Genomic DNA, 25,295 nt, shown 5'->3' on the forward strand with positions numbered 1-25,295 from the left:
GTAACCTTTTCTTGGGAGAGGAAAACTAGGAGGAGTATGCCCATGCTTAACAATCGACAGCTTCAAGATATTCAGGCACTACAACAACTTTGTGAGAATACCGACCAGCTCGCCCTCAAGCTTAACTGGGAGATATTACGTACCCGAAAGACAGAGGATAAGTATGATTATTTCCATTATGCAGGGGATACACTAGCCGGTTTCCTTGGTATCTATAAGTTCGGCAGTAAGTTGGAGATCTGTGGTATGGTACATCCCGACTATCGTCGTAAAGGGATTTTCACTTCATTGTTAAAAGAAGCCCTTCAAGATTCAGCAGTTGCAGGCTATTCTTCGCTATTGTTAAATGCACCAGCTAAGTCCTTATCTGGAGAACAGTTTCTCCTTGAAATCCCTTGCCAATATGAGTGTTCAGAGTATCAAATGCGATGGGATTCTACGCATGAAGAGGATTCATCATTTCCCAATGAACAAATAATTCCACAGCGAAAAGTGGTACTCCGGAAGGCTATCGGTGATGATATCGATGATTTAATTCGTCTCGATAAAGATGGATTTGAGATGAGCGATGAGGATGTACTGGATATGTCTCAGATATTAGCTAGCGATGGTCTTCAACATATGTACATTATTGAGTCCGATAGCATAACGGCTGGTAAAATTAATGTTATACCATCGGAAACAGAGACTTGGATATATGCCTTCACTGTGGATCGGGCTGTTCGTGGTCAAGGAATTGGACGGAGAACGCTACAACTTATTATCGAGCAGGAACAACCCTTCAATAAAGATTTATGGCTGGAAGTAGCTGTACATAACCCAACAGCCTTGAAATTGTATGAATCCTGTGGGTTCGTTACACAAGAGAAACAAGATTATTATCAATATACGGGTTAGATAACTTCTGAGAGTTCTCGAATATATTATTAAAAACTATCAATTCCCCAGAATAATATGTCCGATACTGGACTCTCAGCTTCCGCGCCTATAAGTCTGTCCACCCATTCTTCTGTTGTTTCTATGACTTCGTCTCCAATGGAAAAAGGCTTTATCAGTTTATACATATTGTATTCGCCTTTCTCCACACGATCTGCTTTCATTCCCGATAGTATTAAACTACTAAACTTTATTTCTGACTCTGCTCGACCCATCATCGAGCAGAGCTTACCAACGACTTGATCAAAAATGGACTCATATGGAAACAAAACACAAAATTCGTCAATATAAATACAACTATCAATGTATTGGAAGCATATATACCCAATTACTTTATCGTTGTTATCCTCAATAACCCATACATTCCGTCCCTCCATTTTGACCCAATATCTCCAGTAATAATTATCTCTTGTAAATGCGCCGTTGAACCTTTCAGAATACTCCTTGTGAATGATTTTCAGCAAAGGAACTTCACGATCAAAGTCAACAGGTCTCATCCTGTACGGCAGTTCATTGCTTCCTACTAGCTTTGAAACTTGTGTATAGGTTGTCGTTTTCCTCCAACCCAATTTACTGTAGATCCTACTAGTGCCACGCAACATGGATATATCAATCTCTCGGTCTTTCATCTGCTTTATTGCATCCTCAAGTAGATGATAAGCCAATCCCTTGCCTTGGTATTCCGGTCTCGTACTAACCTCACCGATCCCCCCAACTCTTATTTCCTTACCAAAAAAGTAGGCTGTCCTATAAAAGATTCGAACCGCACTTAAAATTTGACCCTCCAGAACCGCAACAAGAATACCTTCCACATCCCGATCCGGATCCATATAATAGTGGTTAATAAATAACCCTTTTAGAACAGGATCACTAATTCCATTACCAAAAACGTAAGCACAGTGTTCAAACCATGCATCCAGTTCATCCTGTCGTAGTGAACGAAATTCAATCATCTCATCCCCCCGTTCATTTAAATTCCATGTTATTTCCCCTTAAAGTCTGGATCCCAATCTGGCTTCCTTAACCCAAGCCACTCATTTATGCCTAATACGATGGCATTCCAGCCGAAGATCCGGTGCATGGCAGAATCCTTAGGGTCACCTGAGAGTGATAGATACTCTCTGCTTAACGGATTCTCAGCATCAAAATGGAGCTCAGCATCGAGCCGTTTTTCCATAAGTTCGTCTGCCTTACTCCATCCATGATACTTCCCTACGGTAAGTACAATGTACTGTAAGCGCAACCAGCTTCCCCCGTTTGCATAAGTGCCGGGTTTCCAGTAAAGGCTTCCATTGAAAGGATTCACGTCCTTGTCAAAATATGTCCCGTCTACCTTGCACAGATTAGGCATCAGTCCTTCTGGAGAAACCGGGTATTTCTCCAGTGTATCGATGACCATTTCGTGGTCAAGCATCGGTCGATCAAACATATAAATACTTAAGAACTCCGGCTCCAAATCGATATTTGCAACCATTCCTATTGCGGTACCATTCTCTCCCAATCGATTGTCAGGATAGGAATGTAGGAATTTCCCTTCCTTTCCATACTCCGCGTAATAACCACGGTAAACTTCTTCAGCAGCTTGTATATACTCCTCAGAAATGTCCACTCCAAGCCCTTTTGCAGCCTTCAATGCGACAGCATAATACCCTTGACTCGATGCAAATCGACAGGGGGTAGCCTGCCACATCACATCCATGGCCGACTGTGGATTATTCGTCTTAATCATTCCATCACCATCAGAATCAAACTTATTTCTAATGTAATCCACGATTTCGTGCACTTTATCCATATCCGGAGTGCTACCGAATCGTTTTTGGTTGAGGTAACTCCAAATCAGATACAGGTATGGGAGTTCATTATCCGTATGTTCGATACTTCCATGGTATGCCGTAATAATGTTGTCTATAGATCCATGTTCATTCATTGTCTCCCCAATTCTTCGCAGGATGTTTTCATTGAGGAAAGAATCATGGGTACCATTCAGAATCCAGAATACATCACGGAAATACATTTCAAAATAAAAAGTGCTCGGTACTACCATCGGTTCATTAATACCTGGCTCCGTTACCCAAGTGAGCATCTTGAAATCAGCGTACAGAACTTTCTCCATTTCAGTTCCTTTGAAACCAAGACCTTCCGCAAGATTCACTTGGCTTCTCAGCCTTATATTCCTTGCCGTAGCCTCACTATCTTCCGCAAAAATCAAAACCGTACGTACAAGTTCCTTGCCTTGATGCAACTCATGCCAAGGAATAGGCTCAGGGGAGGATTCAAAAAACTGAATGTCCTTTGCTTCCAATTGAGACTTCATCTCATCGGATTCTCCAATGTAAAACGTATAGAACCCATTATCCGGAAGTTCATTCGTGCGGCCGACAAATGATTGCCAATCCTCGATGTTCTCGGTAAAATCCTGATCATTAGCAATCCATTCTACCATATTTCCATTACCATCACGAAGGGATATCGGGCCTCTATATTCCCCCCGGCATTCCATAGCTATCGTATATCGATACCCACGACGGCCTAGAAAAGAATATTGACCACCGACCTCGTTCCTATTGTCTATCGGAATCCTTACATTACCGTATAATTGTCCCAAAGTGAGCGTCACATGATGCTTTCCTTCGCTACGTTCTTCACTCGTCGCCGTGCTAAGAAGCGCTGGATCTGCAATCTGAATGGTTGCAGTGTTTCCTTTGCTCGTTCGACGCCAGGCATGACGGCTCCATTTATTATTCCAACCTGAATCGGTAAGGAGACCGACCATTAGACCGCTTTCATGAACAAATCCTGCTGCCGGGAATACATCATCTGTCAGCACGCCATAAGCGGGTCCACCAGTATGTTCCACATGATCGAATGACCAATAGGAACGAGGTACTGAAGTAGGTTCTAGAGAGTTTTTCAGTGAGATGTAAAGCCGTGGAATGTCATTTTGATAAAGGCGAATTGTTTTTTTGATTACATGATCTGTAACCCGTTCATAGATCACTTCTACATCGAGATCCGTTGTGTACAATGGTAGTCTAGATTTCCCTCGCAGGATCAATTTACCATCCGCTTCAAGCGCTTCCACTGCTCTCCACGATACAATTTCCATGCGGTCTGCCCTATCCCCGTTCTCAAGGAGAATATTCAACTCGCCACCTTGATTATGTCGGGCAAGAGGCATTTCCCCATACAAAATCTCACTTGAGAATCCACTGTCCTCATCACCATTTAAACGGAATGAAATCGATTTATTCATCGCAGCCTCCCTTTAACAAGTTTCTCCGAATGGATCGGGAATTACAATCCGATGCCCTTCAGCATCACTAATGCCTGCATAGAATACGGCCGTACCATCAAGCTGCCTAACCAAACCTCCGCTAAACACAACATCCATTAGAAATTCGTGTTTGGCCGAACCAGACAAAAAGTCACTCCGTACAGCGATTAGCTTCATTGGCGAGTAGTTTTCTGTGTTTGGATCGAAGATAAAAGCCATCGGGTAATAATGTCTGTCGCGATTGTCATCAAAGCATGCGATATGACCTAGAACCCCGATTCGTCCATCTTGAAGCACATGCAACTCATTGGCACCTCCCCATTCATCATCGTGAAATTGCCCCGTTAATAGAGGTGCCTTTTCAATAACATCAATCGTAAGATCAGCAATAGATGGGATGCGGACATAACCAATTTTACCTCGACCACCCTTTTCTCCCTGCGGTCGGGTGAATACACCAACACTTCCGTCATTTAGCTCAACGATTCGCAAGTCCTTCATTTCATCTGGCCCTTTAAAGAAGAACTGCAGCGTTTCAATGCTTGATCCTTTATAAAATAACGTTCTCCACATCAAAGCATTCTCGATCGTTGGGTGCGGGAAAGTCTCTACACCCCCTAAAACTAAATCGCCCCCAATTCGAGTAAAGAAAGGATCTTGCATTTGGAAGGATGGCGCCCCTTCCCTCGGTGACCAAGTCCCAGTGCCGGACTCGACGAAAAAGACCACCATTGAACTCTCGCTATCTCTGGATTCCACTCGACCGGCAATGACTTTCTCGCCTTTATCTTCGAAGGGGGCCGTGATATTATATACGTCGTTATCTCCCACACCGATGAATATGATTCGCTGCGGGTTGGTCGGCCCCGATGATTGTTGTTTATATTGATCCAGCAACTCCTTGCAGGATTGAGTCTTGCCTTGATTTGTATGCATAAAAAATCCCTCCCCTAAAAAATTAACTTGCTGTGTTATAACCAATCACCACGCCGTTCACCATCATTTTATTGCCTTCTAGTCGGACGTCGCCGTTAGCGGGTATGATAACAACGACCCTCGCAGAATCCGGAGGTATCGTAATGGTTACTTTCCCTCTCGTACCCTTATGCAAATAGGTGTGCGAAACTGCATCATAAATATTTGAAGATTCCTGTTCGGTATCCATTATTATTGTTTTGTCGCTCTCGCATGGATTGTAATATAAATAGGTAGGATAAGCATTTTCCCGAAAGTAATCCGTCTTTAAACAATCCAATTGCAAAATATACGGTTCATTCGTTTGTGAAATAATGCCTCCAAAGATACCTACGTGGGAGGAACCATACAATCCCAAGTCTATCGCACCCCAACTGTAACGGATTCCGTCCCCTGTCGCATATGGGCTTTGATGATCCCATTGTTTCCGTAATCCTTCATATGCAATGACGGAATCGGGGTCGCTTTGGAAAAAGGCACATGACTGTTGAACTGCTGGCAACCCATTAGGATAAAACAACCTAGCGTTATTGGCTGCGTTCAGCATCCATTTCCCAAGATCTTTGGCAAAACGGACATCGTACCGTACAATTGGGATAAGGGCAGCTGCAAGTGCGAAGGTGTTAGCAGCAAATGCATAACCGCTTGAATCACCCTTGATTTCATCCGACGAATTACTTTCCATCTTGTCCCATCGTTGTCCCCAATCCATCAGACTCCCGCATAAACCATGACAGTCATAGTCGCCCCATCTTTCCACAATGACTCCCCAACCTTTTCTGCAAGCACTATCACCGTCGAAACACCAATTCAGAAGCTTCTTCAGATCATAATTTCTTCCATGCTCAGCGTTCATTCTTGCTGCAATGTAAGCACCATAAGGCAATAAGATTTCATAGAACGGATTTTCAATGCTTTGTTCTAGAAAATTCATACACCAATCAGCCGCAGTCAAATACTTCGGATCCTTCCATTTCGAATAGGCTAAGTATTCCAGCCAAGCAATGCCGGCAGCGGCTTCTGGCTCTTTCCACTTCCCGTTATCAACAGGTTTCTTCGAACGAAAGTCGTAGGAAACATGATTGAAATCAGGTATGCCATTCTTGCCACCAAGCTCATAACAAGCCTCGTACCATTTATCGGCAGTAGCATGCATGATCTCATCCAACACTTCTAATTTGGGATAATAATAAGCGAGAGAATACAGCAGTACATGCGGGTAAATCTCATACCAAAAGCTCCCACCAGAATGACCGTTTGTCGAATTTAAAAATAAATTTTCCCCATTATCAATATTAAAGTAATTTTCACACATGGAGACCCAATTCATCCCATTTTGATTACTTTTATCAATACCGACCAAAGTTGCACCTAGAATAGCCGCAACACAATTAATTGCTTCGTGTCCAGACTCCCCCTTGTTCATCCCCACATAGGAAGGCAATCCGAATGTATCCCTTTTCACGTTACTATGTGAGTGGTCCCACCAGATTAACGGCAGGAAGTCACCTTTGGCCTCAAAATCAAATACCAATTTATCATAGTTATGACTGACCTGATTCCAATCTCTCATTAAAAATGGATTTGGAATGTTCGGCATTTGCTCGACTCTATGAATCCTATTCAATAGAAGACCCTCCTCACGGATTAGCAATTAAATTGGATTAGGGATAGGGATCCCTAATCCAATTCATTCATAAACTCTTTTAATTTTGTGTATCTAGGTATGCTTGAAGCTGGTTCATTAATTCTTCTTTAATCGTTTTAATATCCTCTTGTAAATTTTTATTTTTATTCCATTTTTCTTGCAATTTATTCATCGATTGTACAGGATCCGCAATCATTCCAAGATCGTAAACCAGCTTCTCAGAGGCAATTTTACCAAAATCGGGGTTAGCCAGAGCATTTTTCACAGCATCACCGTTGAATGAAAATCCGGCTACAACCGACTTCATGTACGTGTTTTCATCCGCAATATATCTGTAGTATTGTACGAACTCATCTGGTATCGTAGCTGCCAAACGAATGTAGTTCGGATTCCAAGTTAAAATATATCCTGGGAGATTATAATTTCTAGATACGTCAATTCCATCAGGGTATTTAAATTTATCTGCCCCTTCTGCTACCCAATGCTTACCTTCAATACCCAGTTCGAAAAGATCATGATTGTCTTGGTTTTCATTCAGCCAGTTCACAAACATCATCGATCTCTCTAGATTCTTCGAAGATTTCGGAACCGTTAAGAAGTTCCATACCCGAAAATCTGTTAGTGCAAATGGCTGTTCCAACTCTCTCTCGCCTTTATTGACGAGGAACATGCCTAGTTCAGCACTTGGAACTACTGCCTTTAAGGCAGATTCTATCGAGGTGAAATTGGCAATCGTCTCCGTCATAGAAGCCGCTTTCCCTGCTGTAAAAGTACCTTGCGCATCTGTTCTAGTAATCGGTTCTTTTTCAGTGTAACCCTTTTCATTCCATTCACGTACGGTTTGCATGGTGCTCGTATCGGCTACATTATACGGGGCCGGGAAATTTTTGAGGGAATCCTCGTTCTCCCCAGTGATTGATGCATCTACAATTTTATTATCTTTGATATAAGCAGTCACATCTACGTTCGGCGCAAGGGGTAAAGAGTAAAGACCAGCTTTAGCAGCATCGACACCCGTTTCCTTATCACCATTAATGACTGCGACAGAAGAATAATTCCCGTCATTCCTTTCAATAAATGGAGTCATATTCTTCTCGTTTATCAGAACGTTATCATAATAGGTCAATACATCTTGATATGAATCAAATTCGGACATTCCATATTTCTCAGCCAGATCTTTCCGATAGTAGAGAATGCCAAGATCTCCAAGGTATTGCCCCATTGGCACCCCATAGACATGGAGCTTATTATCTGTTCCCATAAACTTATTATTATTAATGAATGACTCTGAGAATGCTTTCTTCAATCCTGGATACTTATCATTAAAGAAGTAATCGTCCAAGATGTGGTAATTATCTTGTTGAATAAATTGGTTCATATTCATCCACGGTGCATCAAAAGCTAAATCAACCTGCTCCCCCGCTGAAAGTTTCAACTTCAGTTTGTTCACATAATCGGATTGAGGCGTGAATGTAACATTCAGTTTAGTATTCAATGTATCTTTCGTACGTTTCTCAAACTCTGCGACAACCTCATCAAATTGATTCGGTTTGTCTCCCCACAGCATAATCTTCAATGTTACAGGCTCTAGCTTAGATTCCGCAGTTTGGTTTGAATCTACTTCTTTGGGTTGGTTTGTTGCTACATCCTTGTTAGTGCCCGTGCAGGCTACCAAAAGTGTCATCATCATACAAGAAGCTAATATAATGCAACAATATTTCCGAATACTTTTCCCCATATCGAACCCTCCATTGCAATTTTTTTTGATTGCCAACTAACTTCCAAAGATTCTATCCTTTGATAGCACCAACCTTGAGTCCTGCGACAAAGTAACGCTGTAAAAATGGGTATAACAAAATAATTGGACCTATCGTTACCATTGCCGTCGCCAATCGAACTGTATAGGCAGGAGCGACTTGACTAGCCCCTTGAAATGTACCCTGAACAGCGATATTCTGCGCGATGTCAACGTTTCGGATAATCTGCATGACAATGTATTGCAATGTGTATAAATCAGGATTGTCTATATAAAGCAACCCAGGTTGCCACATAGACCAATAACCTAAGGCGTAGAACATCCCTATAGTTGCCATAGCCGGGAGGGAAAGCGGGAGAGCAATTTTGTAAAGCATTGTCATCTCACCCGCTCCCTCCATTTTGGCAGATTCGAATAATTCACCTGGGATGTCATTAAAGAAGTTCCGCATTAAAAACATATTCCACGGTCCCAAAAGCGCGGGTAGAATGTAAACCCATATTGAATTTTGCAGATGTAAGTATTTCGTCAGTAAAATATATTGCGAGACGATCCCACCACTAAATAACATCGTGAAGTAGAAGAATAATGCAATTTGCCCCCCATAATATAAACGTCGTCCCGAAAGCGCATAGGCTGCAGTACTCGTTATCAATAAACTCAAGAAAGTTCCAACCACAGTAACAAACATAGTGACCAAATAAGCAGTAGGAATCGTTTTCGTTCGAAATATTGCCATATAGGCATCCAATGAAAACATCTTCGGAAAAATAGAATAACCGAATGTCTGCAAGCTCATTTCTTCCGTAAAAGAACTCATTAGAACTAATAGAAACGGATACAGGCATGCAATCGAGAACAATGCGGCAATCGCATAGAAGATAACATCCAAGACGATTTCTGATCTTGATCTTTTCAAATTTCTCACCTGCTTTCCGATTAAAAAATAGCCGAGTCTCCGTCAAATCTTTTCGCAATTTTATTTGCATAAATAACGAGTATAAATCCTACAATCGATTGATATAGCGAAATAGCTTGTGACATACCCAGTGAGCCTGACGTTCGTAACCCACGGAATACATAGATGTCAATCGTATCCGTTGTTTTGGATAGTAATGGATTGTCACCAATTAACGAATAGATCATATCCAAATTCCCACCAAATATCCCTCCGAGACTGAGCAAGAACAACATGATAATTGTGCTTTTCAGCAGGGGTAGCGTAATTAGATAAATACATTGAATTTTGGAAGCTCCATCAATCTTAGCAGCCTCATACAATCCTTTGTCGATACCAATAATGGCAGCCATATAGATAATCGCGCTAAATCCTGCACCTTTCCAAATGTTTGCCAAGACAAAAATCACCGGCCACACATATGGATTTGTGTAAAATTCGATATTCTGTAACGACAAGCTGGAAAGTAGCTGGTTAATCGTCCCAGTATCTGCTGTAAAGAAAGCAACTGAGAACAAACCTACAATCGGCCAGGAAATGAAGTTCGGTAAAATCATGATAGATTGCATGGTACGAACAGCTAAGTTTTTCCCAAGCTCGGTAACGATAATTGCCAGAAGCAATGCAACAATTGTGCCCGTTATTATAAATAATAAATTAAAGTAAACGGTATTCACCGTAATAATCCACCAATCTTGACCCCGAAAGAAGAATTTAAAATTATCCAATCCTACAAATTTACTTTGGAACATCCCTTTCAAAGGGTTGAAATCTTGAAATGCTATGATAATTCCAATCATGGGTAAATACGCGAAAATAATGCTGAATAATACAGCAGGGACAGCCAGCATATAAAGGTATCGATTCATGATCAAATCTCTTAAGCCATTATGTTTAATCGCAGTTCCAATTTTCATCGGATATACCCCCTTTCACAAGCTTCACAATGAAACCTGTTCGATAAGAGAATGCTTCAAGCCAGACCTAATATTCTCTAGTGAAATTTCCGCATATGCAATAGATTGATCACTCGCTCCATAATAGATTTTAATTTTGTTGTCTTCATATAATGCACCACATGGAAAAATGACATTTCCAAAAAATCCTTCACATTCATAATCCGCTTGCGGCTCCATAATAGGTTCTTCACTTCTGGCAATTACTTTCCAAGGTTCGTCGATATCTAGTAAGACAGCACCTATACAGTAACGATTACTTTCATCGGCACCATGATATATTTCCAGCCAACCCTCTTTCAATCTTATGGGTACAGCGCTAGCTCCAATACGTACGCTATCCCAAGTTCCAGGACGCAATCCCAACAAAAAGCGGTGGTTGCCCCAACATAGCAGATCCGATGATTCTGCAATCCACATTTCGGGCTCACCATAGTGTGAACTTGAAGGCCTATGAATAGCATAATACTTACCATTTATTAATTCCGGAAAAATAACGACATCTTTATTATCCGGATGAAATATCACTCCTTCCCGTTTAAAATCAAGGAAATTATTCGTTGATATTAACGCCGTGACAATACCTTTATCAGAGATACCAGAGTAAGTTATATAATAATATTCTCCGATCTTTGTAATCCTTGCATCCTCGATACCGAACGTTTCATACATCGTTGCCGGAAATACAGATGGCTGCTCCTCAATCGAGAAATCAATGCCATCTTTACTTCGTGCTACTCTAAAATGCGATATTGAAGTCAAGTAGTTGCCGCTTGGCGTCTTAATGACTCTGGAATCGGAAAAGTCATGATCCGGATCTTTTTTTGAAATACTAATAAATTTAATACTGTCTGTCTCAACACTGTAAACAGGCGTAAGATACTCATCTGGATTATCATTTATTGGCTTTTCTGCCACGCGGAGCAATAAAATAATTTCTTCCTGATACCGGATAACTCCTGCGTTGAATACTCCTATAACCTCCATCTCGAGCGTTGAAGCTTTTATGTCCGTAGGCACAATAATAGGATTTTGATAATAACGAATTACCGCCACCTTCTCCCTTTTCAATATATATGTTAGCGCTTTCAAAATTATATTAGTTTATTATTTTGTCAAAGTCAACTAACTTATTTTATTTTTTATCATGATTTTATCTTACGTTAGTTAATTTTTATCAAAACATATTAACTTGTTACTTGAAGTGTTATTATACTTATTAACGATCCGTTATTATAAATAAGTCTTGCAAGGAAAATAGACTTTCCTGTTGAATGATATACAAAGTAAAATAAATATTTGTCAGGAGCTACATAATGAAAAAACAAAAAGTAACGCTTGAGATCATAGCGAACGAAATCGGCACGACAAAAGTTTCCGTATTCAAGGCTCTTAAAAATCAACCTGGAGTTAGCAAAGAATTAAGAGAACGAATAGTACAGGTAGCCCATGATATGGGCTATGCGAGCAAAAATGAAAATGAAAACTTGACAGTAACAAAACTCGGATTTCTCGTAGCTAAACGTTTTTTTCTCGACACGGATAATTTTTATACGCAGATTTATTATCATTTAAGCAGAGAATGTGCTTTAAACAATATTGATTTATCTCTATATATTCTCAATCAGGAGGAGGAAGAAAATGAAGTTTTGCCATTTACTTTTACTCAAAATCAACAATCCTTAAATGGACTTTTCATCGCTGGAGAACTATCCACAAGCTATATTAAAGAAGCCGTATTGAAAACAAAAATCCCTATCGTCGCGATCGACTTCTATGATACTCATTTAGAAATCGATTCAATTATTAGCGATAATTACTTATCCGGATATTCGATAACCCAGCATTTAATAGATATGGGCCATAAAGAAATAGGGTTTGTAGGGGATCCGCATTATACGATGAGTGTCATGGACCGATTTTGCGGTTATTATAAAGCGCTTCTCAAAAATGATTTGATATATTCCAAGGAATGGCACCTAATCAATAACGATTTAACAGGTGCATACAATATTGATTACGCCATTCCTCAGTCACTCCCAACCGCATTCGTATGCCACTGTGATATGGCAGCTTATAAATTACTATTAAAACTTCAATCGCAAGGTATTTCCGTTCCTGAACAAATATCTATCATCAGTTTTGACAATACAGATCTAAGCCAAAACGTAAGCCCAAATCTTACGTCTATGAATATTAACAAACAAGATATGTCGATAAAAGCTTTGAAGTGTATGCTCCGCCGGATGGAGCATCCCACACTCGATCCGCAGAAGGAGACCGTCAATGTTCAACTCGTGGAACGTGAATCCATTAGGGAAATAACAGTAGTATGATCAAGTAGAAACGGCTGTGCCGTCTTTTTTCAAAAAGCCTATGCTTCCGATGCTAGCGATACTTCGTATCACTTTAAGGTATCCGTTTCAGCGGAAATATAAGGAATAGAGTATTAAGTGAAACTTATACTTTCTTATATTTTAAAATAAAAGTGACCCACAAGAGAGCCCCTTTTTTCAAGGGGTCCTTCTTATGGGTCACAGTTCATGAGAAAGCGACTTTATTTATTAAAGCTACTGTCATTAAGATGAACTTATGAATTCAATCGATAGTACATATCATTCCATCGTAGCTCATTCTTAAAGATTTGTGGAGTCGTATTCTTGTCAATAATGACACACTCGATTCCAACCATCTCAGCCCAGTCAACTAGCTGTTCTGTCGTTACTTTGTAAGAGAATACGGTATGATGCGCTCCCCCTGCAAGGATCCATGATTCAGCAGATACTGAAAGTGAAGGTTCAGGCTTCCACATCACACGAGCAACGGGTAGATTCGGCATGTCATGTTGCGCTTTAACTGCATCGACTACGTTAATGATGAGACGGAATCGGTTGCCCATATCTACGAGAGAGGCTGCTAATGCCGGACCGCTACGACCATCAAAGATCATACGAGCTGGATCTTGACGACCCCCGATGGACAGTGGATGAACCTCAATGCGCGGTTTATCCGCTGCAATCGTTGGGCATACTTCCAACATGTGAGAACCAAGAATCAACTCGTTACCAGGTTCGAAGTGGTATGTGTAATCTTCCATAAAGGAGGTTCCTTCATTACGAGCAATGATCTTCATTAGACGAAGTAAAGCGGAAGTCTTCCAATCCCCTTCCCCTCCAAATCCATATCCTTGTTCCATTAAGCGTTGAACAGCGAGTCCAGGTAATTGTTTCATACCGTGGAGGTCTTCGAAGTTCGTTGTAAATGCTGAGAATTCACCCTGCTCTAAGAATGCTTTCATACCAAGCTCAATTCGTGCTTGTTCAAGAATAGCTTCTTTTATAGGACCCGCAGATTTCGCTTGCTCTGATAATATATATTTCTGAGTGTATTCATCGAACAGTGCGTTAACATCACCTTCTGATATACCACTAATCACATCGACCAAATCACCAATGCCATAGGCTCTAACATCCCAGCCAAGCTTAATCTGCGCTTCAACTTTATCTCCATCTGTAACAGCAACATTACGCATATTGTCGCCGAAGCGAGCCAATTTAAGATGTTGACTTTCATTAAATGCAGAAGCTGTAGCCATCCAGCTACCAATACGTTCAACGACGGTGGAGTCATCCCAATAGCCAACGATTACTTTACGAGGAATCCCCATACGAGCGCCGATAAAACCATATTCACGGTCACCATGAGCCGATTGATTCAAGTTCATGAAGTCCATATCGATGGCATCCCATGGAATGTCTCGATTAAATTGAGTATGTAAGTGCAGAAGTGGCTTCTTCAATTGCAAAAGACCTGCAATCCACATTTTTGCCGGAGAGAATGTATGCATCCATGTAATAATACCTGCACATTGATCATCACTATTAGCATCGATACATAATCTGCGGATTGAATCTGGGTTCGTAAGAACAGGTTTATTCACAATTTCAAATGTCACATGTTCATTACGATTAAGTCCCTCTACGATTTTACGGGAGTGTTCTTCTACCAATTCAAGTGTTTCTGGACCATATAAATGTTGACTTCCGGTTACAAACCAGAATTGAAACGGTTTCACTTTTAGCATGAATAAAACCTCCTACATATTATTAATAATATATTGTACGTACAATATAAGGTGGAGACATAGCCCTTTAAAACGATACTTCTCAAAATGAATTGCTAAAGTAGTAATTTATCCATATAAATATTTACCTTGTACGTACAACTTTCAATATCCTCATTCTACTCGTAAAATAGTTGTATTTCAAGTAGAGATTACAAAGCTTCCTATGATTAGGATGCATTAATGAGGATAAATGATGTACAATATAATCTATATGAATTTTAGACTGAAATGAAGGATGGATTAATGATGTATGTAGCACACGATTGGAAAGATTACGAATTATTAGACACGGGTGATGGAGATAAGTTGGAAAGATGGGGCGATATCTTCTTACGCAGACCAGACCCACAGATTATTTGGCCATTAAAGAACGAAACAGACACATGGCGTAAAGTTCATGGTCATTACACGCGTAGTTCTGCAGGTGGTGGTCAATGGGATATGAAGAAACCTATCCCTGAGCGCTGGAGTATTTCATATGATAAATTGAAATTCCATATTAAACCTACTAGTTTCAAACATACTGGTCTATTCCCAGAACAAGCTGTGAACTGGCGCTGGATGATGGATAAAATTGCTGATGCTGGTCGTCCTATTAAAGTATTGAATCTATTCGCTTACACAGGCGGTGCTACAGTTGCAGCAGCTTATGCAGGTGCAGATGTTGTGCATGTTGATGCGGCGAAGGGAATGGTACAGTGGGCTAAAGAAAATCTTCAGCTTTCTGGTCTTGCTAACCGTCCAGTACGCTATATCACAGATGACGTATTTAAATTTGTACAACGTGAACAACGTCGTGGGAATAAATACGATGCCATTATTATGGACCCCCCTTCCTATGGTCGTGGACCAGGTGGCGAGATGTGGAAGCTGGAGTCCAGCTTGTATCCGTTTCTAGAGAGCTGTATGGAAATTATGTCGGACAAGCCTCTCTTTATGCTGATCAACTCCTATACGACTGGAATTTCACCAACGGTTCTGAGCAATATGCTGACTATGACTATGGCACGTAAATATAGTGGGAATATATCTTCAGGTGAAATTGGTTTACCTATCACGTCTTCTGGACTGACACTGCCTTGTGGAATTCTAGGTCGCTGGGAGGCTTAAGTTTATGAATGATGCAAATACATCAGGATCAAATATACCTATCCTTTATGAAGATAACCATCTTCTTGGGATCATCAAGCCTGTGAATGTACCAACACAAGAAGACTCATCGGGGGATCCGGACCTGGTTAATATTCTCAAGCAGGATATAAAGGATCGATATAATAAACCCGGCAACGTCTATGTTGGTCTTGTTCATAGACTAGATCGCCCTGTTGGAGGGGCTATGATCTTCGCCAAGACATCTAAAGCAGCTTCCCGCTTATCCGAATCTGTTCGCAGTCGAAATTTCCGTAAAGTGTACTTAGCTGTCATCCATGGCACTCTTACTTCTTCTCATGGAAGATTAACCGATATGCTATTAAAAGATGCGAAGACCAATACGGTAACCGTTGTTCCGCGGGGAACGGACGGTGCTAAAGAAGCAATCCTCGATTATAAAGTCATCGGGACTTCTGACAAGTTAAGTCTAGTACAAGTCGAACTTCTAACGGGTAGATCACATCAGATACGAGTACAATTCAGCCAAATGGGACATCCACTCTATGGTGATCAAAAGTATGGTAGCCGATTAAATAAAATCGGACAACAAATCGCCCTTTGGTCAGTATTTGTGGGCTTCCCCCATCCGGTAACGAAGGAAGAGGTTACCTTGGTATCCTCCCCTCCTTCTCAGTACCCTTGGGATTTATGGCCGCAGGAGCAAGTGGAACTGTAATCATCAAATCCGCAACATCTAATGCACCTCTTAGAATAGTTATAGGAGAACCTTCTAGGTTAATCCATTGACAATCTAAGAGGTGTATTTTTATGCAATCAAACGTCATTTAGAGTTATAATGATGGAAGGAGTATCCTCCATATTAGGTTTGATCACAAATTCTATGAAAGTGGTGTTGTTATGAAATTTATTAACATTGGTAAAAGCGATCTTAGCGCCTCAGAGATTTCACTTGGATGTATGAGAATTGCAGACCTATCCAAACAGGAAGCTGCTAAACTTATCAATACAGCCATGGATGAGGGTATAAACTTCTTTGATCATGCTGATATTTATGGTAGTGGCAAATCCGAGGAGTGTTTTGCGCAAGCTATTGACATGAATCCTAGCATTCGAGACAACATGATTATCCAATCCAAATGCGGAATTCGCGAAGGTTACTTCGATTTTTCCAAGGAACATATTTTGAATTCTGTTGATGGTATTCTAAAGCGTTTACAGACGGAATATCTAGACGTTTTACTTCTGCATCGTCCAGATACTCTTGTAGAACCTGAAGAGGTCGACGAAGCTTTCACCATATTGCGCGACAGCGGTAAGGTCAGACATTTCGGAGTGAGTAATCAAAACCCTATGCAGATTGAATTACTGAACAAGTACTTGAATCATAAACTTATCATCAATCAACTGCAGCTAAGCATTACTAATACCGGTATGATCGATGCGGGTATCAATGTGAACATGCACATCGACCGTTCCATCGATAGAGACGGAAGTATATTGGACTATTGCCGTCTGAAGGATATTACGATCCAAGCTTGGTCTCCTTTCCAGTTCGGTTTCTTTGAGGGCGTATTCTTAAATAATGATCAATTCCCAGAACTCAACAATAAAATCAATGAAATAGCCGAAGTAAAAGGTGTGTCCAATACCGCCATGGCCATTGCATGGATTCTAAGACACCCAGCTAGAATTCAACCTGTCGTTGGGACAACCAATCCAGATCGTTTGAAAGATATTTGTGAGGCCTCGAATATCAGTCTTACAAGGCAGGAATGGTACGAGATATACAGAGCAGCAGGAAATAAACTTCCTTAAATACTATAGGGCAATAACAAAGTCCCCCCTTTAAGTAAGCACTCCAAAACTCATGTTATCATGGGAAACGAGTGAACTTGGAGGGGGGATATTTTTCATGATCCTTATTTTTTTCGTCCAATATATAGAAGATGTGAGGAAATGCCTAATAGAGCTGGATCTTGCGCTGTCTGTATAAGGAGATCTACCAGTTGAGCATATTCCTCAGTACCCTTCTGTTTCCAATAAGATAGCTGCTCTTCATTTAGTATTGCACCGATATTGGTTGAACCAATGAGATGAATGGATTGAAACCCGTTACTCTCCATGAAAGGATTAATATCTTCTACGTTGTAAAAATAGGCGCCTGTATATCTTCCTTCATCCGTATGATTAAAGCTACCATTGTTCATAAACTCTTGAATAGCATTCATGTTATCATTCGGCTTCCAATGATTCGGAGATAACAATGACGCAAGTGCATGATTCGTGCGAGACCGAAAAGCAACAAATACATAACTACCGCTCTTCGTCACTCGATGAAGTTCTTGAACAGCAGTACGACGATCAATTTCATCCTGTAGATGATACATGGGTCCTAACATCAACGAAGCATCAAATGATTCGTCAACGAACTGCGATAAATCCCGAGCATCCGCTACATGAAACCCATCAAACAATGAGTCCACACTATACTGATACGCCTTCTCTTTTGCTATTTCAACAAGTTTGGGGGTGAGATCTGTTAACGTCATCTGATACCCTTGTTGTGCGAGTGCAATGGCATACTTACCCGGACCAGCCCCATTGTCCAATATACGACCCTTTACCGGAAGATACTGACGGATGTAATGCCAGTTCACTGTAAATTCGAGAGGCTCTCGATCTAAACGGCTCCACTCTCTCTCTCCAAAGCTATTGTAATAATCAATGACTGGATCTGTCATATACAGCCCCCCTCGTATGATCTCTATTCCCAACTTCGTTCATGAACCCCATCGTTCAAAGTAATACTCATATCACCACCCGTACTTCCTGAAGTATCCACATCACTATCCACTTTCATGTTAAATTCAGTAGTATGAACCCCTTCAGAACGAGGTGGAATTCTAACAGGTGACAAAGTGATCACAGGCAAAACAGGTATGTTCGAATCTGATAATCTCCAGAATTCAGAAAAATTTATCGCAGGTACAACTTCAACGAGATCTCTACTATTGTTCTTAAGTTTCAATTGGCATGTACCCGTAAATTGATGCTCCTTAAGAACATAGTTACATCTAACTTGTGAAGGGTCCACTTCCACTGCATACACACCTGATGCAAATAACCGTTGATAATTCGTCGTTAGCCAACCTGGTGCATTACCCACCAACATCACAATAACGATGAACGCTATAAACTTGTTGTGATTAAGGGCTCTGTCCATGAAGATTAATACAACCACCAATAGAGCAATAACAAATAAGTTCGCAAAGTGCCATCCCATCCCATTATCGCCAGAATGTGTAGGCAGACCCACCGATTGAAAAAGCCATTCGACGGTCGTTAGCGGTCCCGGATAGCGGATACTCAGTATGATGATCAATGATAATAGCATAATGGAGATCAGCAGAGAACGCCGATCACGGATGAACGGGAGACTTTCTTCCTCCCTACGGTCATATAAACGATTTACTTTATTCTTTCTTAGGAACATAAGAAACCTCACCTCGCTTGATCGATATAGTATATAACGTTAAGTCGTTCATAAAGTTACAACTATTTACATCAAAGGAGGAACTTAGCCTAACTATTTGTCACCGTATCTCCTCTGTATACACTTTCCCCACCAACGTTTCGATCTCGACCGTATCTCCTTTTTGCAGAACAAAGTTCAGATATTTACGTGAAATCTCTGTTCCATTAAGCTTCATCGTCCTAATATTCTCTAACTCCCAACCAAATTCATCATACACATCCATGTCAAAAATAACGTCATTTAAAGTTTGCACGATATCACCCTTCTGTACATTATGTATTAAGCCCCAAGCAATACCCTTCATGGGCTCTAATCTTATCCTTAAATATATATTATCATAACCGTCTACGCTTCATTCTATCAATCTACAAAAACTGACTATTCCAAGATAGAATTTTATAGATATGAACCATAAATTAGCGGAAAATAGCAGAAAATTTATGGTTTCTACCTGCATGAAGTGACAATCTTTTCTATTAATTAATGATATATTAGATCTACGCTTAGTGAACTAAGTGTATAAATGGAGGGATCAATATGGGAGATTTAGAAATGGATGTCGTGTTAGAAGAAATCATTGTAGATGAAGCGGAATTATCTGAATTATCTGATCCTACCGAAGACTTGACGGAAGAAATCCTTAGTGAAGATTCAGCTGAGGAAGAAGTTGAGGAAGTTGAAGTTGAAGATGTTGAAGACGAAGATGCTGAGGATTCCTTGGAAGATGACGAGGATCTCATCTAGAAGTCAAAAGGTTATGAACTCCCTTCTCCTTGAACAACATACGATACAAAAACCAACCTGTTCATTTATGAACAGGTTTTCATTTTGTTAGGCTGTTTTCGTAAAGTTTGTGTTTTTGGTAACTGATTTTACAAGAAAACTTAAATATATAGTACAATACTTATAGATAAGGATTGGGGGGAACGAATGATGACAACAAATACAAGAAAGAACGAGTATATAATAGCAACGGCAATTATCCTAATGTATTCTTTAATCGGTCACTTATTTAATATTGATATCTTAAAAATTATGACCATTCGAAAAGATGAATTTAGTATTAGTATTGCAGGAATTGGTATATGTATCATCACGATTATTTTACTACGTTATATTATTCGGAAACTAAAAAATACTAATTAACGACTCTCTATATCGGAGCCTCTTTTTATGCACTTCTAACCATTTCAACAGTCGCTTTGTTCGATTTTCTACACCTTGTTTTTGTCGTTCATTAACAATTTCGTGCTGTAAGCCTTTGATTTTGGCAAACTTCTTGTAGTTCGTTGCTGTATCAGTGCATAACAAAGCAGACGGGTGAATATTCTCACCTATCACAGTGTCAATTTCTTCGGTTCTTACACGCCCTTTTCCTGCTTTTCGTGCAATTACACTTCCGTTTCGGTCTTGTGCAACTACAACGGCAATTTCAAGATTGGAAATACCTCTTTTTTTTGTCCTTTTCTCCACTTTCAGGGTAACGCGAGCCTGAAAATGGTGTATTGATCATATCATTGAAGGACTTTCCACAATGAACACACCCCAACCCAGAAGCAAATCGAGCTTCACGAATACTTTTGAGCAGTTTAGTAATTTTATCTGGCTCGTCTGGAAATAAGTCTTGTTTCATTGCATTAAACAACGCCATTTGCTCTGAGTCAGTGGGAAGCAAGTTAAGTGAGCTTAGAACAGCTGTCTAAGGATGATGTACAAGTCACTATTCATCCTTAAGCTCGATTCCTTTCGTTTCTTTCCCTAGGAAGAGCACTGCAGAAGCTCCAATTAGTATGACTACGAAGAACATACTAAAGATAGCATCAATTGCAACTTCTCGAGACACTAGCAACCCAACCAGCAGTGGAGCAATAACACCACCAACACGCCCCATAGCCGTTGCAAGTCCTACTCCTGTCGTACGAACCTTTGTAGGATAGAGTTCTGGGCTATAGGCGTATAGCCCTCCCCAAGCCCCCAAGTTAAAGAAGGATAAGAATATACCGGCCGTAATCAACATCCCTACGGATGTTGAATAACCGAACCACACTGCACTCACAGCCGTCATCACTAAATATGTCACAAGGACAAATTTACGTCCGAATTTCTCAATGAAATACGCAGCAGTGAAATATCCGGGCAATTGAGCTAAAGTCATAATTAGAACATACTCAAAGCTCTTAACCAGACTAAACCCTTTCAGAGTCATCACCGTCGGTAGCCATAGAAACATGCCATAATACGAGAATACGACGGTAAACCATAAGATCCACAACATGATCGTAGATCGGCGATACTCAATCGACCATACTTGCACTACTTTCTCACGAAACGAAATTTTGCGCGCACCACTTTGTTTGATGAAACGTGGTGGATCCTCAATCGCACGTCGTAGATAAAGTGCGTACAATGCTGGAAGCGCTCCAATCACGAAAGCCGCCTGCCAACCATATTTCGGAATAATAAAGTACGCAATGAGTGCTGCACATATCCAACCAACTGCCCAAAAACTTTCCAACAACACAACTGCTCGGCCTCGCTCTTTGGCAGGCACAGATTCAGATACTAATGTGGACGCAACGGGGAGTTCTCCTCCAAGTCCAATACCAGAGATGAAGCGAAGTAAGCACAGTACGCCAAACCCAGTAGCTAGCGCAGATAAGCCACTCGCAACGGAGAATATTAGTAATGTCCACAATAAAATCGCTTTCCGTCCATAACGATCTGCCATAACCCCTGCTAATGCAGCTCCAAGCACCATCCCTAAGGAGCTTATACTTGTAAGAAACCCAATCTGACCTGGTGAGAGGGTCCACTCCTCCTTAAGTGCAGCAACGATAAATGATATGATCCCAACATCCATGGCATCGAATAGCCAGCTAAGACCCACTGCGAAAAGTAGTTTGCGTTGTTTAGGATTTCTTAATACTTCCATCTTGTTCATATGTATGGCTCCCTTTTGATGTCTCTACGAATATTCATATGATCACACCACTTTTGCTGTGATCTTACCCAGAAGATAAATAAGTAGCTGTTGGTTATGCGACGAAATACGATTTAACACATTGGATAGAAAAACATCACGAATTTGCATTCCTCGTTCTGCTTCCTGCTTACCCTTCTCGGAGATCGATACCCAAACAATTCGTCGATCGTTATGATCTCTTTCCCTTGCCAACAGACCGTTCTTCTCCATCCGATCTAGAAGCATAGTGACTGCAGCAGGGCTCGTGGCTAAATAAGGGATGAAATCAGAGGGTTTCATCGTGCCGCGTTCCATCATGACTTCAAGAACAGTTAACTGAGGTTCTGTCAGTATAGGCGTAAGTTCGCTCTCCATATGCAGTTTATAATCTTTGCTAAGCTGGGACCATAATTTCGCGAATTCGGAAGTCTGCAATGGTATACCTGCCTTTCTATTATAGAACTTTGTTTACCTGATGGATTGACTATCCATCTTCCTATCATTCATTTTCGTGATAAATGTTCCAATTCCTTCCTAGATCATCTTATTTTTTAAAATAAAAAGAAAATAGCCCCGCTAGAACTACAGCGGGATGTCTTCTCTCTTATCTCATTATTTCTCAAACAAATCAATAATCTGATCATTCTTCTCTAAATGGACCAGTTGCTTACCTGTCGATTTGCGATCTGCGATTGGAGCTTGGGAGGATGTTATCACATTCGAAACCCCTGCTTGGCTAACCGCTACGATCTCCACAGGCTCCTTACTGTAAAAGGCCCCTGCTAAATAGCTACCATTGCGTTTCACACGCTTACCTTCCTTAAATTCAAACGTTGGTAAACCTTTACCACCGCGACTTTGCGGTAAATAATCGACCAATAGTGAACGTTTAGCATAACCAATGTCACTAATCGTAAGAATCTCACCTTCATCTTCATCCACCCATAGAGCAGACACAATCTCATCGCCCTCACGCAACTGTATTCCCTTAACTCCGGTCGATACACGCCCCATGGGGTTTACTTCTTGCTCCTTGAAGCGAATACACATTCCATCTTTACTCACTAAGAGAATATCCTTGGTGCTATCACTCATCGTAACGGAAATAATTTCATCTCCATCTCCTACCTTACATGCAGCAACTGCACTTGAACGAGTAGTCATATATTCTTTCAGATCAGTCCGCTTTACTTGACCTCTCTTCGTTACAAATACAAGGCTCTTTCCAGGGTCATCCAATATTGTCGCATGTATCACTCCAACGATGGCATCCTCTTTAGATAAGTTTATGAGATTAACGATGGCAGTTCCAGCATCTTTCCATTTGAATTCAGGGATGAGGTGAACCGGCAACATGAAATATTGTCCTCTTTGTGTAAAGACAAGCAAGTTATCGAGTGTATTAAGCTCCATTACTTTCCTTAGATAATCGCCGTCTTTCACGCCTGAACCATCCCGTTCCCCACCTGAGCGAGTAAAAGATTGCATACTAGTTCGCTTAATGTAGCCGTCTTTGGATAATGTCACGATCACATCCTCTGAACTGACCAGCACTTCGAGATTAACCTTAATCTCTTCCACTTCACCTTGGATAGCAGATCTGCGATCTATGCCATACTTCTCTCTTATATCCATCAGCTCTTTACGGATCAGAGCAACCAGTTTCTTGTCACTCTCTAGAATGGCACGTAAATTAGCTGCTTTCTTATTGATCTCTTCCATTTCTTTCGTCAATGTCGTGATCTCTAAGTTCGTTATTCGATAAAGTTGCAAAGTCAGAATGGAATCCGCTTGTCGCTCGGTAAAGCCAAACATCCACTCTAAGTTGTTCTGTGCATCCTGGCGGTTCTTAGAAGCCTTGATGGCTGCAATGACTTCATCCAGAATGTTAAGTGCCTTCACTAGCCCTTCTAGCACATGTAAACGATCTTCTGCTTTATTGAGATCATATTTAGTTCTGCGCGTAACGACCTCACGTTGATGATCAATGTATGCTTTCAAAATTGGCTGAAGCCCTAATTGTTGTGGGGCTTTGTTTACAATTGCCACCATATTGAAGTTATACGTTATTTGTAGGTCTGTTTTCTTCAACAAATATGCCAAAATACCCAGTCCATCCGCTTCCTTCTTGAGCTCAACGACAATTCGGAGCCCTTCTCGACCACTTTCGTCACGGACTTCAGCAATACCTTCGATTTTTTTCTCTAATCGAATATTTTCCATCGCTGTAACAAGACGTGATTTAACGACCTGAAATGGAATTTCCGTAATGACAATCTGTTGCTTGCCACCGCGCAGAAATTCAATATCAGTCTTAGATCTTAAATATATACGACCTTTACCGGTACGATAAGCATCCATGATGCCTTCTCCACCCATGATTGTTCCACCTAGTGGGAAGTCTGGACCTTTGATAAAGGTCATCAATTCTTCGAGTTCAATCTCAGGCTTCTGCATAACAGCAATACAAGCATCAATCACTTCCCGTAAATTATGCGGAGGAATCTCTGTAGCAAATCCTGCCGAAATTCCACTCGCACCATTGACGAGCAAGTTAGGATATCTCGAAGGCAACACCGTTGGTTCTTGTGTTGTGTTATCGAAATTGTCTTTAAATAGTACCGTCCCTTTTTCGATATCACGTAGCAACTCTAAGGCAATGGGTGATAACCTTGCTTCTGTGTAACGCATAGCTGCTGCTGGATCATCATCAATGGATCCCCAGTTACCATGTCCATCTACAAGTGTATGACCCATCTTCCATGGCTGAGCCATACGTACCATCCCGTCATAAATCGATGAATCTCCATGTGGATGGTAATTCCCCATCACATCACCGACAGCTTTTGCCGATTTGCGATATGGTTTGTCAGGCATATTACCAGAGTCGTACATCGAATATAGGATACGCCGTTGTACTGGTTTCAATCCATCCCGTACGTCAGGAATGGCACGATCTTGAATAATGTATTTAGAGTATCGGCCGAAACGGTCTCCTACGACCTCTTCTAAATATACCGGTAGAAATTCTTCTGATAAACTCACATTTTCACCTT

22 protein-coding genes and 1 pseudogene are annotated in these 25,295 nt (G+C 40.9%); 7 read left to right on the forward strand and 16 right to left on the reverse strand.

Going from position 1 to position 25,295, the window contains the following annotated elements:
- Positions 1 to 42 precede the first annotated feature (42 nt).
- Positions 43 to 897, forward strand: a complete 855-nt coding sequence (locus ACP8HI_RS10990; protein ID WP_438351118.1) for a GNAT family N-acetyltransferase — start codon at positions 43 to 45, stop codon at positions 895 to 897.
- 29 nt (positions 898 to 926) lie between these two features.
- On the opposite strand, the gene ACP8HI_RS10995 is transcribed toward ACP8HI_RS10990, so the two are convergent.
- The 8 genes from ACP8HI_RS10995 to ACP8HI_RS11030 all read right to left on the reverse strand — a co-directional run bounded on the left by ACP8HI_RS10995 (position 927) and on the right by ACP8HI_RS11030 (position 11,559).
- Positions 927 to 1,889 (reverse strand): GNAT family N-acetyltransferase, encoded by a 963-nt coding sequence (locus ACP8HI_RS10995; RefSeq protein ID WP_438351119.1) that lies wholly within the window; start codon positions 1,887 to 1,889, stop codon positions 927 to 929.
- Positions 1,890 to 1,918: 29 nt separating this feature from the next.
- On the reverse strand, positions 1,919 to 4,189 hold the full coding sequence (locus ACP8HI_RS11000; RefSeq protein ID WP_438351120.1) for a hypothetical protein: 2,271 nt from the start codon (positions 4,187 to 4,189) through the stop codon (positions 1,919 to 1,921).
- A 12-nt stretch (positions 4,190 to 4,201) separates the two neighbouring features.
- The gene (locus ACP8HI_RS11005; RefSeq protein ID WP_438351121.1) at positions 4,202 to 5,146 is read right to left on the reverse strand and encodes an MTP-1 family protein; all 945 of its coding nucleotides are present in this window, start codon (positions 5,144 to 5,146) and stop codon (positions 4,202 to 4,204) included.
- A 22-nt stretch (positions 5,147 to 5,168) separates the two neighbouring features.
- The gene (locus tag ACP8HI_RS11010; protein WP_438351122.1) at positions 5,169 to 6,812 is read right to left on the reverse strand and encodes a hypothetical protein; all 1,644 of its coding nucleotides are present in this window, start codon (positions 6,810 to 6,812) and stop codon (positions 5,169 to 5,171) included.
- A 79-nt stretch (positions 6,813 to 6,891) separates the two neighbouring features.
- The gene (locus ACP8HI_RS11015) at positions 6,892 to 8,571 is read right to left on the reverse strand and encodes an extracellular solute-binding protein (protein WP_438351123.1); all 1,680 of its coding nucleotides are present in this window, start codon (positions 8,569 to 8,571) and stop codon (positions 6,892 to 6,894) included.
- 52 nt (positions 8,572 to 8,623) lie between these two features.
- Complete coding sequence (locus ACP8HI_RS11020) at positions 8,624 to 9,508, reverse strand: carbohydrate ABC transporter permease (protein ID WP_438351124.1); 885 nt, start codon at positions 9,506 to 9,508, stop codon at positions 8,624 to 8,626.
- A 20-nt stretch (positions 9,509 to 9,528) separates the two neighbouring features.
- Positions 9,529 to 10,464 carry an ABC transporter permease gene (locus ACP8HI_RS11025; protein ID WP_438351125.1) on the reverse strand — a complete coding sequence of 312 codons (936 nt, stop codon included), beginning with the start codon at positions 10,462 to 10,464 and terminating at the stop codon, positions 9,529 to 9,531.
- A gap of 24 nt (positions 10,465 to 10,488) precedes the next feature.
- Positions 10,489 to 11,559, reverse strand: coding sequence for a glycoside hydrolase family 130 protein (locus ACP8HI_RS11030; RefSeq protein WP_438351126.1), 1,071 nt, complete (start codon positions 11,557 to 11,559; stop codon positions 10,489 to 10,491).
- Positions 11,560 to 11,819: 260 nt separating this feature from the next.
- Here ACP8HI_RS11030 and ACP8HI_RS11035 point away from each other — a divergent pair, with 260 nt between their 5' ends.
- Complete coding sequence (locus ACP8HI_RS11035; RefSeq protein ID WP_438351127.1) at positions 11,820 to 12,839, forward strand: LacI family DNA-binding transcriptional regulator; 1,020 nt, start codon at positions 11,820 to 11,822, stop codon at positions 12,837 to 12,839.
- Between the two features lie 254 nt (positions 12,840 to 13,093).
- On the opposite strand, the gene araA is transcribed toward ACP8HI_RS11035, so the two are convergent.
- Positions 13,094 to 14,587 (reverse strand): L-arabinose isomerase, encoded by a 1,494-nt coding sequence (gene araA / locus ACP8HI_RS11040; RefSeq protein WP_438351128.1) that lies wholly within the window; start codon positions 14,585 to 14,587, stop codon positions 13,094 to 13,096.
- A gap of 288 nt (positions 14,588 to 14,875) precedes the next feature.
- Here araA and ACP8HI_RS11045 point away from each other — a divergent pair, with 288 nt between their 5' ends.
- From ACP8HI_RS11045 to ACP8HI_RS11055, 3 genes are all read left to right on the forward strand, one after another.
- Positions 14,876 to 15,739, forward strand: a complete 864-nt coding sequence (locus tag ACP8HI_RS11045) for a class I SAM-dependent methyltransferase (RefSeq protein ID WP_438351781.1) — start codon at positions 14,876 to 14,878, stop codon at positions 15,737 to 15,739.
- A gap of 4 nt (positions 15,740 to 15,743) precedes the next feature.
- Positions 15,744 to 16,457, forward strand: coding sequence for an RluA family pseudouridine synthase (locus ACP8HI_RS11050; RefSeq protein WP_438351129.1), 714 nt, complete (start codon positions 15,744 to 15,746; stop codon positions 16,455 to 16,457).
- Between the two features lie 182 nt (positions 16,458 to 16,639).
- Complete coding sequence (locus ACP8HI_RS11055; RefSeq protein WP_438351130.1) at positions 16,640 to 17,557, forward strand: aldo/keto reductase; 918 nt, start codon at positions 16,640 to 16,642, stop codon at positions 17,555 to 17,557.
- 104 nt (positions 17,558 to 17,661) lie between these two features.
- Here the strand turns inward: ACP8HI_RS11055 and ACP8HI_RS11060 are convergent, their stop codons facing one another.
- The 3 genes from ACP8HI_RS11060 to ACP8HI_RS11070 form a co-directional block, all read right to left on the reverse strand.
- Positions 17,662 to 18,483 carry a class I SAM-dependent methyltransferase gene (locus tag ACP8HI_RS11060; protein ID WP_438351131.1) on the reverse strand — a complete coding sequence of 274 codons (822 nt, stop codon included), beginning with the start codon at positions 18,481 to 18,483 and terminating at the stop codon, positions 17,662 to 17,664.
- Positions 18,484 to 18,506: 23 nt separating this feature from the next.
- On the reverse strand, positions 18,507 to 19,235 hold the full coding sequence (locus ACP8HI_RS11065; RefSeq protein WP_438351132.1) for a hypothetical protein: 729 nt from the start codon (positions 19,233 to 19,235) through the stop codon (positions 18,507 to 18,509).
- A gap of 100 nt (positions 19,236 to 19,335) precedes the next feature.
- A complete protein-coding gene (locus ACP8HI_RS11070; protein WP_438351133.1) occupies positions 19,336 to 19,581 on the reverse strand; it encodes a hypothetical protein in 246 nt (81 codons plus the stop codon).
- A 233-nt stretch (positions 19,582 to 19,814) separates the two neighbouring features.
- Between ACP8HI_RS11070 and ACP8HI_RS11075 the strand changes: the two genes are divergently transcribed.
- Together ACP8HI_RS11075 and ACP8HI_RS11080 are read left to right on the forward strand one after the other, a co-directional pair.
- The gene (locus tag ACP8HI_RS11075) at positions 19,815 to 20,021 is read left to right on the forward strand and encodes a hypothetical protein (protein ID WP_438351134.1); all 207 of its coding nucleotides are present in this window, start codon (positions 19,815 to 19,817) and stop codon (positions 20,019 to 20,021) included.
- Positions 20,022 to 20,207: 186 nt separating this feature from the next.
- Complete coding sequence (locus tag ACP8HI_RS11080) at positions 20,208 to 20,423, forward strand: hypothetical protein (protein ID WP_438351135.1); 216 nt, start codon at positions 20,208 to 20,210, stop codon at positions 20,421 to 20,423.
- Between the two features lie 33 nt (positions 20,424 to 20,456).
- Here ACP8HI_RS11080 and ACP8HI_RS11085 read toward each other — a convergent pair.
- The 4 genes and pseudogenes from ACP8HI_RS11085 to gyrA form a co-directional block, all read right to left on the reverse strand.
- Positions 20,457 to 20,928: pseudogene (locus tag ACP8HI_RS11085) on the reverse strand (hypothetical protein); the annotation flags it as partial.
- A gap of 69 nt (positions 20,929 to 20,997) precedes the next feature.
- Positions 20,998 to 22,218: an MFS transporter gene (locus ACP8HI_RS11090; RefSeq protein ID WP_438351136.1), complete on the reverse strand. Its 1,221-nt coding sequence runs from the start codon at positions 22,216 to 22,218 to the stop codon at positions 20,998 to 21,000.
- Between the two features lie 42 nt (positions 22,219 to 22,260).
- Complete coding sequence (locus tag ACP8HI_RS11095; RefSeq protein WP_438351137.1) at positions 22,261 to 22,674, reverse strand: MarR family winged helix-turn-helix transcriptional regulator; 414 nt, start codon at positions 22,672 to 22,674, stop codon at positions 22,261 to 22,263.
- A 177-nt stretch (positions 22,675 to 22,851) separates the two neighbouring features.
- Complete coding sequence (gene gyrA / locus ACP8HI_RS11100; RefSeq protein ID WP_438351138.1) at positions 22,852 to 25,284, reverse strand: DNA gyrase subunit A; 2,433 nt, start codon at positions 25,282 to 25,284, stop codon at positions 22,852 to 22,854.
- Between the last annotated feature and the right edge of the window lie 11 nt (positions 25,285 to 25,295).

Origin of the sequence: Paenibacillus sp. FA6, from assembly GCF_051550225.1 — a bacterium.
Classification (GTDB): Bacteria; Bacillota; Bacilli; order Paenibacillales; family Paenibacillaceae; genus Paenibacillus_AQ.

What these genes read in the sequence shown, in the direction of transcription:
- ACP8HI_RS11035 (WP_438351127.1), top strand. Translation starts at nt 11,820, where the DNA reads ATGAAAAAACAAAAAGTAACGCTTGAGATCATAGCGAACGAAATCGGC.
- ACP8HI_RS11055 (WP_438351130.1), top strand. Translation starts at nt 16,640, where the DNA reads ATGAAATTTATTAACATTGGTAAAAGCGATCTTAGCGCCTCAGAGATT.
- ACP8HI_RS11080 (WP_438351135.1), top strand. Translation starts at nt 20,208, where the DNA reads ATGATGACAACAAATACAAGAAAGAACGAGTATATAATAGCAACGGCA.
- ACP8HI_RS11060 (WP_438351131.1), bottom strand. Translation starts at nt 18,483, where the DNA reads ATGACAGATCCAGTCATTGATTATTACAATAGCTTTGGAGAGAGAGAG.
- ACP8HI_RS11090 (WP_438351136.1), bottom strand. Translation starts at nt 22,218, where the DNA reads ATGAACAAGATGGAAGTATTAAGAAATCCTAAACAACGCAAACTACTT.
- ACP8HI_RS11065 (WP_438351132.1), bottom strand. Translation starts at nt 19,235, where the DNA reads ATGTTCCTAAGAAAGAATAAAGTAAATCGTTTATATGACCGTAGGGAG.
- ACP8HI_RS11070 (WP_438351133.1), bottom strand. Translation starts at nt 19,581, where the DNA reads ATGAAGGGTATTGCTTGGGGCTTAATACATAATGTACAGAAGGGTGAT.
- ACP8HI_RS10990 (WP_438351118.1), top strand. Translation starts at nt 43, where the DNA reads ATGCTTAACAATCGACAGCTTCAAGATATTCAGGCACTACAACAACTT.
- ACP8HI_RS10995 (WP_438351119.1), bottom strand. Translation starts at nt 1,889, where the DNA reads ATGATTGAATTTCGTTCACTACGACAGGATGAACTGGATGCATGGTTT.
- ACP8HI_RS11005 (WP_438351121.1), bottom strand. Translation starts at nt 5,146, where the DNA reads ATGCATACAAATCAAGGCAAGACTCAATCCTGCAAGGAGTTGCTGGAT.
- ACP8HI_RS11025 (WP_438351125.1), bottom strand. Translation starts at nt 10,464, where the DNA reads ATGAAAATTGGAACTGCGATTAAACATAATGGCTTAAGAGATTTGATC.
- ACP8HI_RS11045 (WP_438351781.1), top strand. Translation starts at nt 14,876, where the DNA reads ATGTATGTAGCACACGATTGGAAAGATTACGAATTATTAGACACGGGT.
- ACP8HI_RS11015 (WP_438351123.1), bottom strand. Translation starts at nt 8,571, where the DNA reads ATGGGGAAAAGTATTCGGAAATATTGTTGCATTATATTAGCTTCTTGT.
- ACP8HI_RS11050 (WP_438351129.1), top strand. Translation starts at nt 15,744, where the DNA reads ATGAATGATGCAAATACATCAGGATCAAATATACCTATCCTTTATGAA.
- ACP8HI_RS11075 (WP_438351134.1), top strand. Translation starts at nt 19,815, where the DNA reads ATGGGAGATTTAGAAATGGATGTCGTGTTAGAAGAAATCATTGTAGAT.
- ACP8HI_RS11000 (WP_438351120.1), bottom strand. Translation starts at nt 4,189, where the DNA reads ATGAATAAATCGATTTCATTCCGTTTAAATGGTGATGAGGACAGTGGA.
- araA (WP_438351128.1), bottom strand. Translation starts at nt 14,587, where the DNA reads ATGCTAAAAGTGAAACCGTTTCAATTCTGGTTTGTAACCGGAAGTCAA.